The organism is Taibaiella lutea (assembly GCF_008629695.1).
GTDB lineage: Bacteria > Bacteroidota > Bacteroidia > Chitinophagales > Chitinophagaceae > Taibaiella > Taibaiella lutea.
The window spans coordinates 551,211-566,131 of record NZ_VWSH01000002.1 but is presented as its reverse complement, the minus strand read 5'-3'; the positions used below and the strand labels follow the sequence as shown (position 1 = coordinate 566,131).

The 14,921-nt window shown below is 38.6% G+C and carries 11 protein-coding genes; 4 read left to right on the top strand and 7 right to left on the bottom strand.

Features of this window, described 5'->3' with window-relative positions:
- Positions 1 to 213: 213 nt before the first annotated feature.
- From F0919_RS09525 to F0919_RS09515, 3 genes are all read left to right on the top strand, one after another.
- The gene (locus F0919_RS09525) at positions 214 to 1,518 is read left to right on the top strand and encodes a TolC family protein (RefSeq protein ID WP_190277333.1); all 1,305 of its coding nucleotides are present in this window, start codon (positions 214 to 216) and stop codon (positions 1,516 to 1,518) included.
- 32 nt (positions 1,519 to 1,550) lie between these two features.
- Positions 1,551 to 2,672: an efflux RND transporter periplasmic adaptor subunit gene (locus F0919_RS09520; protein ID WP_150032515.1), complete on the top strand. Its 1,122-nt coding sequence runs from the start codon at positions 1,551 to 1,553 to the stop codon at positions 2,670 to 2,672.
- A gap of 72 nt (positions 2,673 to 2,744) precedes the next feature.
- The gene (locus F0919_RS09515; RefSeq protein ID WP_150032514.1) at positions 2,745 to 5,912 is read left to right on the top strand and encodes an efflux RND transporter permease subunit; all 3,168 of its coding nucleotides are present in this window, start codon (positions 2,745 to 2,747) and stop codon (positions 5,910 to 5,912) included.
- Between the two features lie 285 nt (positions 5,913 to 6,197).
- On the opposite strand, the gene F0919_RS09510 is transcribed toward F0919_RS09515, so the two are convergent.
- Both F0919_RS09510 and rnr read right to left on the bottom strand, forming a co-directional pair.
- Positions 6,198 to 6,692: a hypothetical protein gene (locus F0919_RS09510; protein ID WP_150032513.1), complete on the bottom strand. Its 495-nt coding sequence runs from the start codon at positions 6,690 to 6,692 to the stop codon at positions 6,198 to 6,200.
- Between the two features lie 139 nt (positions 6,693 to 6,831).
- Complete coding sequence (gene rnr, locus F0919_RS09505) at positions 6,832 to 8,898, bottom strand: ribonuclease R (protein ID WP_150032512.1); 2,067 nt, start codon at positions 8,896 to 8,898, stop codon at positions 6,832 to 6,834.
- Positions 8,899 to 9,110: 212 nt separating this feature from the next.
- Between rnr and F0919_RS09500 the strand changes: the two genes are divergently transcribed.
- On the top strand, positions 9,111 to 9,734 hold the full coding sequence (locus tag F0919_RS09500; RefSeq protein ID WP_150032511.1) for a carbonic anhydrase: 624 nt from the start codon (positions 9,111 to 9,113) through the stop codon (positions 9,732 to 9,734).
- 85 nt (positions 9,735 to 9,819) lie between these two features.
- Here F0919_RS09500 and hemL read toward each other — a convergent pair whose 3' ends face one another.
- The 5 genes from hemL to F0919_RS09475 form a co-directional block, all read right to left on the bottom strand.
- A complete protein-coding gene (gene hemL, locus F0919_RS09495) occupies positions 9,820 to 11,106 on the bottom strand; it encodes a glutamate-1-semialdehyde 2,1-aminomutase (RefSeq protein ID WP_150032510.1) in 1,287 nt (428 codons plus the stop codon).
- A 62-nt stretch (positions 11,107 to 11,168) separates the two neighbouring features.
- Complete coding sequence (gene hemB / locus F0919_RS09490; protein WP_150032509.1) at positions 11,169 to 12,146, bottom strand: porphobilinogen synthase; 978 nt, start codon at positions 12,144 to 12,146, stop codon at positions 11,169 to 11,171.
- A gap of 106 nt (positions 12,147 to 12,252) precedes the next feature.
- Positions 12,253 to 13,167, bottom strand: coding sequence for an oxygen-dependent coproporphyrinogen oxidase (gene hemF / locus F0919_RS09485; protein WP_150032508.1), 915 nt, complete (start codon positions 13,165 to 13,167; stop codon positions 12,253 to 12,255).
- Complete coding sequence (gene hemE / locus F0919_RS09480; protein ID WP_150032507.1) at positions 13,161 to 14,186, bottom strand: uroporphyrinogen decarboxylase; 1,026 nt, start codon at positions 14,184 to 14,186, stop codon at positions 13,161 to 13,163. Before hemE ends, hemF begins: the two co-directional genes overlap by 7 nt.
- On the bottom strand, positions 14,183 to 14,854 hold the full coding sequence (locus tag F0919_RS09475) for a uroporphyrinogen-III synthase (protein ID WP_150032506.1): 672 nt from the start codon (positions 14,852 to 14,854) through the stop codon (positions 14,183 to 14,185). Before F0919_RS09475 ends, hemE begins: the two co-directional genes overlap by 4 nt.
- Between the last annotated feature and the right edge of the window lie 67 nt (positions 14,855 to 14,921).

The following is a 14,921-nucleotide window of genomic DNA, read 5'->3' as shown; positions in this document are numbered from 1 at the left end:
AGATTTTCAATTTACTGAAAATCAGCAAATAACAGGGTTACAGTTCAATAACATCCTATTTACAAACGTCTTTCAGGGTAAAATAATAAAATCTTAGCATTACAACTTTAAACAAACGTTTAATTAGTTAAGAATATTTTTACCTTTGCCTGCCTTCCCGATAGCCGGATTCTTTGGGGTCTATCTTTTTAAATATAAATGGTAATGAATTCCATGCGAAAATTACTTTCATTGTTACTATTGTTGTCGTCTGTAAGAGGCTTTGCACAACAAACCAATACGGATAGCTTTGACCTGGACCAATGCATCCAATATGCCTACAGCAATAGTCCTTTATTAAAACAATCACTGCTTGATCAGGAAATAACCGAACACGGCATAAAAAGTCAGCTTTCTGCATGGTATCCTCAAATAGGATTCAATTATAACCTGCAGCATACTTTTCAATTACAGTCAGGGTTCAATAACGGAAATGTTATTCAGACAGGGGCACATAATATTTCCTATGGCCAATTCGGGTTAACCCAAAACATTTTTAACAGCAGCGCATTCCTTGCAAGCCGTAGTGCCGGTGAAGTAAGAAAACAGGCACAGCAAAATACGGTGGCCAACAAAATTGATATTACTGTAAACGTGGCTAAAGCTTATTATGATGTATTGCTTACCACTGAACAGATAAATGTTCTGGATGAAAACATTGTCAGACTTAATCAAAGCCTGCAAGATGCATACAATCAATATGAAGCAGGTATTGTTGATAAAGTGGATTACAAAAGAGCAACCATTTCATTAAATAATGCTACGGCGCAACGTAAGTCTTCAGATGAATTACTTAAAGCGAAATATAGTTATTTAAAAATGGAAATGGGTTATGCAGACAGTGTTACACTATTATTAAAAATAGAGAAGTCTGACATGGAAACACTTGCACTTGCTGATACTTCCGCTAACCTCGCTTTGGAGAACCGTATTGAATACAAGCAATTGCTTACACAAAAAAGGTTGCAGGAACTGAACTATGATTATTATAAATGGCAATTTATTCCTACAGTTCAGGGTTATGCCAATTATAATTTAAATTATTTCAACAATACATTCAATGAAGTGTATCAAAACAACTACCCTAACTCCTTTGTTGGCATCAGTATAGGCGTGCCTTTGTTTCAGGGGTTCAGAAGAGTGCAGAATATGAAGCAGGCAAAACTTCAAAGCGACAGGGTTAATTATGATATTGACCAATTGAAGCTTGAAGTCAGTACGGAAATAGCACAGGCGCTTGCAAATTATAAAAGTAACCTGATTGAATATTATAATCAGAAAACCAATGTGGAACTGGCTCAGGATGTATTTAATACTATAGAATTACAATATAAATCAGGTATAAAAACTTATCTGGATGTCATTACCGCACAGACAGATTTACGAACTGCTGAATTGAATTTCACTAACGCATTATATCAATTACTGGCAAGTAAATTTGATCTGGAAAAAGCCTTAGGTACTGTAACTATTAATTAAGACAATCAAAAAAACTGAATAGCTTTTAGCTTATGAAACGTTTATCAAACATAGCGCTATCTCTTACATCTATTGCAGCACTTGCATCTTGCGGTGGCAAAGAAGCACCTAAAGCACCACCACCAACATCTGTATCTGTTGCAGAAGTTACGGAAGGCGATGCCGTATATCTGGAAGATTTTCCGGGTACCGTAACTGCATTAAATCAGGTTGAAATCCGTCCGCAAGTAGCAGGTTATATAACTGCTATTCATTTTCAGGATGGGCAACAGGTAAAGAAGGGCCAGTTATTATATACAATTGACCAACAAGCCTATCAAAGCAATGTAAATCAGGCGCAGGCCAATGTGGCTGTGGCTCAGGCCAATCTGAACAAAGCACAGAAAGACGCAGACAGATATACAGCACTGGATAAAAAAGATGCGATTGCAAAACAAATATTAGACCATGCCCTTGCCGATCTGGAAAGTTCCAAAATGCAGGTAAAAGCAGCACAGGCAACGGTTAACAGCCTTCAAACTAACCTCAAATACGCATCTATTTATGCGCCCTTTGACGGTACAATAGGTATCTCGCAGGTAAAGGTAGGCACTTCAGTTTATCAGCAATCTTTATTGAATACAGTGTCTTCGGATGATCCGATGGCGGTAGATATTGCCATCGACCAGACAAAGATCGCGCGTTTCATAAGCTATTTAGGCAAAGACAAGGAAGTAGAACAGGATTCTATTTTTACTTTGAAAATGCCTGATGGTTCTGTATATCCTTCATCCGGACATCTTGCTTTGTTAGACCGTTCCGTGGATCCTAACACAGGTACCTTAAAAGCCCGGTTGGTATTCCCTAACGGACAAAAAAATTTAAAAGCCGGTATTACCTGCAATGTATTAGTGAAACATAATAACACAGATAAGAGCCTGCTGATTCCGAATAAAGCCATCGTGCAGCAACTTGGAGAAAACTTTGTTTTTGTGGTATTTAATGGTAAACAGGTTTCAGAACGCAAAGTAGTTTTAGGCAATAAAGCAGATGAAAATATTGTTGTGCTGTCAGGTCTTGAAAAGGGAGAAACAGTTGTTACGGATGGCGTTCAGAAATTAAAAGACAGTTCGTTTGTTCAGATAGGCCCTGCGCCTGCTGCGCCAGCAAAGTAAGTAACAACAGGTCTTTCACCCTGATTTTATTTTACAATTTTTATTGCCAGTTCATTTTCAAAATAGCGATAGATGCGTTCCAATATATTTTTAAAAAGGCCAATAACAGCAATTGTTATTTCAATAGTAATATTGATGGTAGGTACTTTGGCAATTATGAATATGCCCATAAGCCAATACCCTAACATCACTCCGCCAACAGTTCAGATTACCGGAAACTTCACAGGAGCAGATGCGCAAACGGTAGAACAAACAACTACTACACCTATCGAATCGCAGGTAAACGGTGTACCCGGCATTGCTTATCTGCAAAGTAACAGTGCTAATAATGGCCAGTCTTCCATAACAGCAACCCTGAATATTGAAGCTGATCCAAATATCGTTGCATTGGATATTCAAAACCGTGTAGGCATTGCCACACCTACCCTTCCTGCTCAGGTTCAGAAATTAGGTGTTACAACTTTAAAGAAAAATCCGAGCATTCTGATGCTTGTGGCTATATATTCTCCCAAAGGAACTCATGGCGTTCCATTTACGGATAACTATTCCAATATTTATGTAAGAGATAAACTTTTGCGCGTACCGGGTGTAGGTGACATTATTAGCAGGGCCGATAACTTCAGTATGCGTGTATGGTTGAAAACTGATAAACTGGCACAATTAGGCATTACGGCTTCAGATGTTCAGAATGCAATCAATGAACAAAACCTGCAAGCTGCAGCGGGTTCCACAGGAACACCTCCTCAGGCATCTTCATCTACTTTTGAATATACTGTATTTACAAACAGCCGTTTGACAACTGAGGAAGATTTTGGCAATATCATTATCCGCTCCAATCCCAATGAAGGCTCTGTTGTACATCTTAAGGATGTGGCGCGTATTCAATTAGGTAAAGTAAGTTATGCGAGCAATTCGTTTGTAGATGGCAAAAGGGCATCCTATTTATTGGTATATCAGGCGCCGGGAAGTAATGCATTGACTACTGCAGACGGTGTTTACAAGGCTATGGATCAAATGAAGAAAACATTTCCTGCCGATATCGATTATAATGTTCCTTTCGAATCCGTGACTGTTGTGAAAGTTTCTATTGCCGATGTGGTTGAGACCTTAATCATAGCGCTTTTGCTTGTAACTTTAGTTGTTTATCTATTCCTTCAAAACTGGCGTTCCACACTTATTCCGGTATTGGCGATTCCGGTGGCTATTGTGGGTACTTTTATTTTCTTCATTCCACTTGGATTTACTATTAATACACTTACCATGTTTGGTTTTGTATTAGCCATCGGTATTGTGGTAGATGATGCTATTGTGGTTGTAGAAGCGGTACAACATTATATAGATACAGAACATATTTCCCCAAAAGAAGCCACGGAAAAGGCTTTGAAAGATATAACAGGGCCCGTAATTGCCATTGCTTTAATTCTTGCAGCGGTGTTTGTGCCTGTAGGATTTATTCCGGGAATTGTGGGTAAACTGTATCAACAGTTTGCAATTACGATTGCAATCTCCGTTTTGATTTCAGCATTTATTGCATTATCACTTACACCGGCTTTATGTTCGCTTATGTTACGTGAACATACAGTCAAAACGAACCCGAAAGGATTGGATAAATTCTTTGACCGCTTTAATAAGATGTTCAGAAAATTCAGTTTGAATTATACCCTGGGCGTGAAAGGATGGATAAAACGTGCGCCATTGGTTATTGTATTATTGATATGCGTGGTTATCGCTGACGTATTCTTGTTTAAAAGCAAACCTACCGGCTTTATTCCGACTGAAGATGACGGACGTATTTACATTACGTACGAGATTCCGGAAGCTGCATCAACTGTACGAAGCATCAATGTTTTGGATAGTGTAATGAGTATTGTTAAAGATGTGCCGGGTGTAGCTCACTTTGCGGCTCTAGGCGGTTTGAACGTAGTGAGCTTTGCTACCAAATCCAATAGCGGTACTATTTTCATGCAATTAAAACCCTGGGATGAACGTAAAAAGAAAAGCGAGCAGCTAATGGGTATTATTGCCGAGCTTAATAAACGGCTTGCCGTCATTAAAGAAGCTAAAATTGTAGTAATACCGCCACCGGCCATTCCTGGTTTGGGTAGTACAGGCGGATTTAGCTTCCAGATAGAGCAACAGGAATCCAATGATGATATAAAAACGTTTGAAAAGGTAGTCAACAATTTTGTGGGTGAATTAAATAAACAACCTGAAATCGGTGGTGCATTTACGTTCTTCTCTGCGCATACGCCAGGTTATAAAGTAAATGTAGACAGGGAAAAATGTAAGAAACTGGGCATTAACCTTTCGGACGTTTACAGTACCATGCAAATGTATATGGGTAGTTCTTACATCAATCAGTTAACGGTTTTCGGAAGAAATTTCTATGTGGTTGCACAGGCGGATACTTCTTACAGAAAAGATATCAATAGCATAGGTAATTATTATGTAAAAAATTCATCGGGAGAGATGGTACCGTTAAGTACTATCGTGACTTATGAACCGACAGAATCTGCACCATTGATTTCGCATTTCAACATTTACCGGAGTGCGGAAGTTGATGGTAACCCGAAAGCAGGATACAGTAGCGGACAAGCCATTGAGGCTTTGCAACGTGTGGCTGCCAAAACTTTACCGAATGGTTATGGATATGAATTTTCCGGCTTAAGCGCCCAGGAAATAAAATCGGGCAATACATCTACTTACATATTTGCTTTGTCAATTGCTTTTGTATTCTTGTTCCTTGCTGCATTATACGAAAGCTGGTCTATTCCATTCTCTGTCCTGTTTGCAGTTCCTGTCGGTGTATTTGGTGCAATTCTTGCCCTGACGCTTATTCCGACATTGTCCAATAATATATATGCGCAAATCGGTTTGATTACATTAATCGGTCTTTCTGCAAAAAATGCAATTTTGATTGTTGAATTCGCAAAAGAGCGGGTTGATCATGGAGAACCTATTATTTCAGCGACTTTAGATGCGGTCAAACTTCGTTTCCGACCAATTTTAATGACGTCGATTGCATTTGTGCTGGGCGTTTTACCGTTGGCGGTTGCCTCCGGAGCCAGTTCCGTTGCAAGAAATACAATTGGTGTAACTGTTTTAGGAGGTATGCTTGCTGCTACCAGTCTGGCCATCTTTATTGTGCCGGTTCTGTTTGTAGTAATTACCAAAATTTCATACAAAAAGAAATTAGCTAAAAACAACACAGAACAGTTATTTTACAATGATGAAGAATAAAACGAGCTTCATTTAAATTATAAAAGGCGAATCAATGTAGTATTGATTCGCCTTTTGTTTTGACTGAATCAGATTGATAGTAATTGAAAAACCATTTTAATGTTGATGGTAAAAAATAACAACAGCAAATAGCTGGTAAGATATTTTGCCTCGTGAAAAAAGTGCACCTAAAATTACCTTGGCCTAAAGTTATTTAATTGGTGTAAGCATTGAATAACTCTTATTTAGCCGGCACAAAAAAATAGCCAGACATTAACCTGGCTATCTTTAAATTAAATTATTTTATTAATGTTTTACGTAAGTTTTGATAAATTCCTGAGTTATTGAGGAATCGCCTGGTTTTGGCAATCTGTATTTAATCGAGAATGTATCGATTGAAGCGTATTTTATCTCTCCATCAATATAAGTGCCATGATCAACTTCGTCCGGATTAGTGAATATAAGGATATGACTATCATTATTACTTAAGGTATAACCATACATTACACTGTCAGGCGCTTGTTGATCGCATTTTGAACTGCCTTCATGAATAGAAGCTCTTGATGATGAATTGAAAACTAAATAGTTATCTTTTTCGCATCCGTTTATTGAGTTAAAATAAGTGGAATCCGGAGCTGATAAAGTATCACTCACATCAGGCCTGATACTCCACGCTTTCACAACCCAACTTTTATCCATTAAATAAACGGTTTTGGAAACGTCAATAGGTTTGGTGTCTTCTTCTTTCTGACAGGAAACTATCGAGGCGCATATAGCCAAAGCAAATATTACTTTTTTCATTTTTCGAATTAATGTTTTGCTGAACGGAGGTAAATGTAATAATAATTTTTCTTTTCTCTTAATTTTTAAAAAGCATTTTTCTGCTTCTTTTCTTAAAGACAAGAGATTGTGGAAAAACCCTTAGTAAATGCCTCAATTTTTATTCCTTTTTCCTTTTAGGACCTTTTCCTCCTTCTGACTTAGGCTTTTTGGGGACTTTTGACGCAGGCTTTTCCTGTGTTTTACCATCTTCTGCAGCATAACCAAAGTCTATCTGGCGTTTTTCAAGATTGGCAGCCAAAACCTGAATTTTCACTTTATCCCCTATCCGGAATCGCTTACCTGTATGCATTCCAACCAAAGCATAATCATTCTCGAGGAAAGTAAATTCATCTTTTAAGGCAAGAGATAATTCGGCTAAGCCAACCAGGCCTTCGCATTTATGTTCCACCGTTTCGGCCCAGAACCCAAAAGAAGAAACCCCACTGATAACAGCATCGAATACATCGCCCACAAATTTTTGCATGTATTCAACTTGTTTGTATTTATTGGCACCGCGTTCTGCTTCCATTGCTTTGCGTTCCTGATCGCTGCAATGGCGGCATTTAGCTTCCATTTTCTTATCAATCTTCACTTTGTCATCAATACATTGCTGCACTATTCTATGTACCATCACATCAGGATAGCGGCGGATAGGCGAAGTAAAATGGCAATAACTTTCAAATCCCAGGCCATAGTGGCCAATATTATCAGTGGTATAAATAGCTTTGGCCATTGTGCGGATGCCTAATTGTTCCAACACATGTTGTTCAGGTTTTCCTTGTACTGCCGCCAGCATCTGATTAAATGATTCCGCAATTTTATCAGGATCGTTCAGATTAAATTTATAACCGAACCGAGATGCAAATGCAGCAAATACTGCTAACTTATCTTCATTTGGTGCATCGTGCACACGATACGGGAAAGGAATATCAACTTTATTCACTTTTTTCTTTTGCACAAATCCTGCAACTGTTTTATTTGCCAGCAACATCAATTCTTCTATTAATTGATTGGCCTCTTTACTTTCTTTTATTTCAATACCGACAGGAATACCTTCGGCATCTAATTTGAATCTTACTTCTTGTGAAGAAAAATTTATGGCTCCTTTTTTAAAACGTTCTGCTCTGAGGTTTTGTGAAATTTTATGAAGCAATAATATCTCTTTGGCATAATCGCCTTTACCTGTTTCTATAATTTGTTGTGCTTCTTCATAAGCGTATCTTCTGTTGGAATGAATAACTGTCCTGCCTATCCAGTATTGTTTTACATCACCTGCTTCATTCATTTGAAAAATAGCGGAAAACGTAAATTTATCTTCGTTGGGGCGTAAAGAACAAAGCACATTTGATATATGCTCGGGCAACATAGGCAAAACCCTGTCCGGCAAATAAACAGAGGTTGCACGTTCATAAGCTTCTTTATCCAATTCAGTGTCGGGTTGCACATAATAACTTACATCGGCAATGTGTACGCCAACTTCATAATAGCCGCTTTTTAAGGGACGGATAGAAATGGCATCATCAAAATCCTTTGCATCAGCCGGGTCAATAGTAATGGTGAATACATCTCTGCAATCTTTCCTTTTCTTGATTTCTTCACTATCCAATATATCAGGAATACGTGCCGCTTCCTCCATAGCATCATCTGAAAAATGCAACGGAAAGCCGGCTTCTACAAGAATGCTTTTCATTGCAATTTCATTGACACGTTGATTGGTCAATAATTCTACCACTTCACCGACAGGATTTTTGGATTTGATGGGCCATTCTACAATTTTTACAATAGCATGATCACCGGTTTTTCCTCCCTTTAATTTGTGAGGAGGAACAAAAATATCTACACGCATATTTTCCTTGTCAGGAATAAGGAATGCAAATTTTTCAGTCACTTCTAATTTACCTGTAAATTCTATCTGCCTGCGTTCAATAACTTCTTTAATGCTTCCTTCCGGCCTTCCTTTGGTATTAACGTTTTCTACAATGACTTTCACTTTATCGCCATGAAAAGCAGTACCCATATTTTCAGGCCGCACTAACAAATCCTGTTCCCAGCCTTCTACTTTTACAAAGCCAAGTCCGCCTTTCGATACATCTAAAATACCAACAGCATCTTTACCTGAAAGCGGCGATTTAGCTCTTTGCTTTTTAGGAACCGATTGTTTTTTCTTTTTATTCTTATGTGCCATATTTCTTTAATTATTTGGTTTATCTTCTCATTTACTTACGGAAGAATAACACAGCAAAGCATTTATAGTTGGCTGTCTGGCATAAAGGTAGCAATTGCATTTTCATTTAAACAGGAATTGAAATAATTAAATTTCCGCGTATGCCATTAAATCACTTATGTACTTTATCTTCGAGGTGTAAAATTTGAGAAAATTATAAAACAAAATTTCTGATGAATATTCAAGATGTTTTCCAAAATAATCAGGCATGGATTGAAGAAAAGTTAAAGATTGATCCGCAATATTTTGAAAAATTAGCAAGCGGACAGAACCCTGAATTCTTATACATTGGCTGTTCCGATAGCAGAGTTACAGCAGAAGATATTATGGGAATACAGCCGGGAGAGGCTTTCGTGCATCGTAATATTGCTAATCTTGTAAACAATATTGACCTGAATGTAATGTCGGTTATCAATTATGCCGTGAGACATCTGGAAGTGAATCACGTTGTAGTTTGCGGGCATTATAATTGTGGCGGCGTGAAAGCTGCTATGCAATCTGCAGATTTAGGCTTGTTAAACCCCTGGTTGAGAAACATCAGAGATGTCTATCGTTTACACAAAGATGAAATGAATGCATTGGATGAAGCTGCCAGGTATGATCGTTTAGTGGAATTAAACGTGCAGGAACAATGTGTTAACCTTATTAAAACCGCAGCTGTTCAGGAGGCTTATAAAAAGAGAGGCTTAAAAGTACATGGCTGGGTTTTTGATATAAAAACAGGAAAGTTGATTGACTTGAAAATTGATTTCGAAAAAATCCTGAAAGATATTATGGAGATATATCATCTTGATTAATCCTTCGGAAATAAACAATTCTAAAAGAGTTGCCAGCTTTTAAAACGTTGGCAACTCTTTTAACTCAAATCCGGCAAGCTATTATTTATTCAATTTCTGCTAATGCTTCCTTTGCCGCTTCAATAGTTTTATCCAAATCTTCATAGCTTAACGCGTCACTGATAAACCATGTTTCAAATGCAGATGGCGGCAGGTAAATACCACGTTTCAGCATAGCATGAAAAAATTGATTGAATCTTGCATTGTTGGCCGACGCAGCCGCTTCAAAGTCAGTAATATCATTTTCGCTGAAATGTATGCTCAGCATACTTCCCAAATGATTGATGCGATAAGGAAATCCTGAAGCATCTAATACTTTTATTAATCCGTCCTTTAAATAATCCGCTTTCTTTTCTATTGAAGAAAACCTGTCAGTATTCGTTTTCAACTCATGCAATAAGGTGTAACCTGCAATCATTGCCAAAGGGTTACCGCTAAGGGTTCCGGCCTGATAAACATTCCCAAGCGGAGCAATATGTTCCATTATTTCCTTGCGGCCACCAAATGCACCAACAGGCATACCGGCTCCTATTACTTTTCCATAACAAACCAAATCGGCATCAATCTTCAAGCGTTCCTGTGCCCCACCCTTTGCCAATCTGAACCCCGTCATTACTTCGTCAAAGATTAACAAGGAGCCCATTTCAGTACAAAGACTTCTCAGGCCTTCCAGAAAGCCTTCTGCAGGCGGAATGCAGCCCATATTACCGGCAACAGGTTCTATTATAATAGCAGCAATTTCTTCTTTATTATTTGCAAACAATGCTTTAACAGCATTTAAGTCGTTATAAGCGCAGGTAAGCGTATCATTTGCGACAGCAGCTGTAACACCCGGCACATGCTGAATACCGAAAGTAGCAACGCCGCTCCCTGCCTTCACTAAAAAGCAATCGGCATGTCCATGATAACAACCTTCAAACTTAATGATCTTATTACGTCCTGTATAACCACGAGCTAAGCGTACTGCACTCATACAGGCTTCTGTACCACTGTTCACCATCCGAATCAAGTCAACATTTGGCACCATTGATTTGATTAATTCAGCAATTTCTATTTCCAATTCTGTTGGTGCACCAAAAGAAGTGCCTAATGCAACTTTCGCCTGAATAGCTTTTACTACAGGCTCATAGGCATGTCCTAAAACCATCGGCCCCCAAGAGTTGATGTAATCTATATATTGATTGCCATCTTCATCAACCATATAAGCACCTTTGGCACTCTTAATAAATACAGGCGTTCCACCTACACTTTTAAACGCACGCACCGGAGAGTTTACACCACCCGGAATAGATTGTTGGGCACGTTCAAAAAGGGATTTGCTACTTTGATACATTTTGGAAATGTTATTTTAAATATGACGTAGCGTTGGCAACTTTTGAAAAATTGGCAACGCTTTTATGCATTCAATAATTTCGCCGCATCTTTTGCAAAATAAGTTGCAATCAGATCAGCGCCGGCTCTTTTAATAGAAGTAAGACTTTCGATGATAGCTTTATTTTCATCAATCCATCCCATTTTTGCTGCTGCTTTAATCATGGCATATTCACCGCTTACATGATAGGCGCTTACAGGCACGTTGAATTGATTACGAATCTCTCTGATAATATCCAGATAAGCCATAGCAGGCTTCACCATTACGATATCCGCGCCTTCTTCAATATCTTGCCCGGTTTCTTTTATGGCTTCCAAGCGATTGGCGTAGTTCATCTGATAAGTCTTTTTATCACCAAAACCGGGAGCGCTGTCCAACGCATCTCTGAAGGGACCATAAAAACACGAAGCGTATTTGGCACTATAACTCATAATACCTACTTCCCTGAAACTATTCTCTTCCAGTATATTTCGGATAGCACCGATTCTGCCATCCATCATATCACTTGGCGCCACAAAATCGGCACCTGCTTCTGCATGGCTTAAACTCATACGCATCAAAGCTTCCACTGTTTCGTCATTCACAATTTTACCATCTTTCACAATACCGTCATGACCATATTCGGAATAAGGATCCAATGCAACATCTGTCATTACAATCATTCCCGGAACTGCTTCTTTTATAGCTTTAATGCTGCGTTGCATTAAACCATCTTTATTCCAGCTTTCCTTTCCTGTATTGTCTTTCAGCTCATCTTTACATTTAATAAAAAGCAAAACGCTTTTTATTCCTAATGCCCATAACTCTTTTACTTCTTTAATGGTTAAATCCAAAGAATAGCGATAATATCCTGACATAGAAGGAATTTCATGCGCTATATTATCGCCTTCATCAATAAATAAAGGTGCTATGAAATCATTAGGCGTTAAAGTCGTTTCAGCAACGAGACTTCTTAAAGCCGCGCTACTACGGAGTATCCTGTTTCTTTTTTGAAGTATCATATTCCAAATTTGTATTATTGTGTTCTCGAATTACAATAAATGTTTTCTATTTGTTTTGTCATTCTGAATGACAAAGAATATCATGTAATTATGTACAATTAAAATATCAGATCCAATCAATTGGCTTTCTGCAAACATCCGATAGCCTTGCCTCTTCACTATTTTCGGCGGGTTCAAAATTATAATCGAAACGAACGGTAGGTGGCAAACTCATTAATATGCTTTCCGTCCTGCCATTAGTTTTTAAACCAAAAATAGTACCTCTGTCATGCAGCAAATTGAACTCTACGTATCTGCCTCTTCTAATCTCCTGCCAATATTTATTTGCTTCGCTATATGCTGTGTCTTTTCTTTTTTCTACAATAGGCAAATAAGCTTTTAAAAATGCATTGCCATTTGCCTGTTGGAATTTAAATAGCCATTCCAGATCCTTATCAACAGAAGGTTTCAGATGATCATAGAATACACCGCCAATACCTCTCGTTTCATTTCCACGATGATAGTTTACAAAATATCCATCGCACTGCTTTTTGTACAAAGCGTATAATGTTTCATCAAAAAGAGTAATAGCATCTTTCAAGGTTTGATGAAAATGTCGGGCATCTTCATCAAATAAATAATAAGGTGTCAAATCAGAGCCACCGCCAAACCATTGGTCAATGACTTCACCTTTATCATTGTATAATTCAAAATAGCGCCAGTTAGCATGAACCGTTGGCACAAAAGGATTTGAAGGATGCAATACTAAACTCAGACCGCATGCAAACCATTCATGGCCATCCATGCCTAATTGCTTTTTCATCTGTTCAGAAACAGTACCAAAAACAACAGAAGTATTTACACCGCCTTTTTCAAAAACACCACCGTTAGAAATAACTCTTGTCTTTCCGCCACCGCCTTCTGCGCGCTCCCATTTATCTTCAACAAACAGTGCTTTGCCATCCACAGACTCGAGTCCTGCACATATTTCGTCTTGTAGAGAATGAATAAAATTTATCCATTTATCTTTGAAATTTACCATTCACAATTCTTTACTGTTTCTACAAATGCTCTTGCATGGTCAACCGGAACATTTGGCAAGATGCCATGTCCAAGGTTGGCGATATAGCGGCTGTTACCTTTAAAGCCATCCAGCATTTCCTTAACTTCTTTTTCAATCTGAGGTATCGGAGCCAATAACTTTGCTGGATCAAAATTACCTTGTAATGCAATGTTGTCTCCTGCCATAGCACGTGCTACCTGCGGCTTTATACACCAATCAATACCCAAACCGGCAGCACCTGTTGCAGCCATCTCTTCTAAAGAATGCCATGCGCCTTTTGCAAAAACAATTACGGGTGCTTCATCTTTTACAGCCGCAACAATCTGACGCATATATTTCAGAGAATATTCTTCAAAGTCATGCGGGCTGAGCAAGCCGCCCCAACTGTCAAACAGCTGAACGGTATCGGCACCTGCATTGATCTGCATTTTGAGGTAAGCAATAGTAGTATCTGTTATCATTTGCAATAACTGATGCGCAACTTCAGGCTGTGTATAACAAAATGCTTTTGCAGCATCGAAAGTTTTACTGCCCTTGCCTTGCACCATATAGCAAAGCAAAGTCCAGGGAGCCCCTGCAAATCCAATCAAAGGAACACGATCGTTTAATTCCTGTTTAATTAATCTGATTGCATCAGCAACATAGTGCAATCTGTCATTTACATCAGGCACACAGATACGTTGCAAATCCGCTGCAATCTTTATGGGATTGGGCAATAAGGGGCCAACACTTTCCACCAATTGTACTTCCATGCCCATTGCCTGCGGTACAACCAATATATCTGAAAATAAAATTGCTGCATCCACACCAATAATATCAACCGGCTGTAAAGTAATCTCACAGGCCAATTCGGGTGTCTGGCATCTTTCAAAGAAACCATACTTTTCACGAATCTTAATATATTCAGGCAAATAACGGCCGGCCTGACGCATCATCCAAACCGGAGGGCGGCTAACGGCTTCGCCTTTCAGGGCTTTTAACAGCAAATCATTTTTCATCGTTTATAAAAATCTATTATTGTTTCAATTAAAGTTTTTTCACTTGGGCTTGGGCTTTGGATAATCGGCAAAGTATTGCCTACATAATCTTTCAGCGCTTTTGCAGTTGTATCGCCAATGGCAAACAATGCTGTTTTAGTCGGAATCCTGTTTGCTGCTGCAAAACTTTCCACTGCGCTTTTACTGAAGAATAAGATGCCATCATACTTTTTCATTATGATGGAGGGTGTGTATAAGGTCTGATACACAATAACCTCTTCCAGATCAATACCCATACCTTTCATTAATTCGGGAACAGTATCCATTCTTTTATTTCCGCAAAAGAAAATGACGGATTTGCTGATTTCATTTGTATCGATTGTCCGTACCAAATCTCCGGCGCTTTTTGCATCCTGTTTAATGGTAGCCTTTACAAAATAATGCTGAACAGCTTGTCTTGTAGCGCCCTCCAGACAATAAATATCCCATTCAGGCTGCTTGCCTCTAAGCATCTGAACCACAGAAGCGACACCATTTTTACTGGTGAAAATTACCGTTCTCTTGCCTAATCCTACATTAATGATTTTTTGCTCTAATTCAGGTGCATATAAAGAATCGACGCGGATAAAAGGTTGTTCATCCATTTCGATACCATACGAAGAAGCTATAATACGGCTACTGGCCTGCATTACACGCGTACTTAGTATATTTATGAATGAATCGATGATTTTAATTTATTAATTCTTTGGTTTTGTA

Coding starts and splice junctions, on each gene's coding strand:
- F0919_RS09525 (WP_190277333.1), top strand. CDS start 214: ATGCGAAAATTACTTTCATTGTTACTATTGTTGTCGTCTGTAAGAGGC.
- F0919_RS09520 (WP_150032515.1), top strand. CDS start 1,551: ATGAAACGTTTATCAAACATAGCGCTATCTCTTACATCTATTGCAGCA.
- F0919_RS09515 (WP_150032514.1), top strand. CDS start 2,745: ATGCGTTCCAATATATTTTTAAAAAGGCCAATAACAGCAATTGTTATT.
- F0919_RS09510 (WP_150032513.1), bottom strand. CDS start 6,692: ATGAAAAAAGTAATATTTGCTTTGGCTATATGCGCCTCGATAGTTTCC.
- rnr (WP_150032512.1), bottom strand. CDS start 8,898: ATGGCACATAAGAATAAAAAGAAAAAACAATCGGTTCCTAAAAAGCAA.
- F0919_RS09500 (WP_150032511.1), top strand. CDS start 9,111: ATGAATATTCAAGATGTTTTCCAAAATAATCAGGCATGGATTGAAGAA.
- hemL (WP_150032510.1), bottom strand. CDS start 11,106: ATGTATCAAAGTAGCAAATCCCTTTTTGAACGTGCCCAACAATCTATT.
- hemB (WP_150032509.1), bottom strand. CDS start 12,146: ATGATACTTCAAAAAAGAAACAGGATACTCCGTAGTAGCGCGGCTTTA.
- hemF (WP_150032508.1), bottom strand. CDS start 13,167: ATGGTAAATTTCAAAGATAAATGGATAAATTTTATTCATTCTCTACAA.
- hemE (WP_150032507.1), bottom strand. CDS start 14,186: ATGAAAAATGATTTGCTGTTAAAAGCCCTGAAAGGCGAAGCCGTTAGC.
- F0919_RS09475 (WP_150032506.1), bottom strand. CDS start 14,854: ATGCAGGCCAGTAGCCGTATTATAGCTTCTTCGTATGGTATCGAAATG.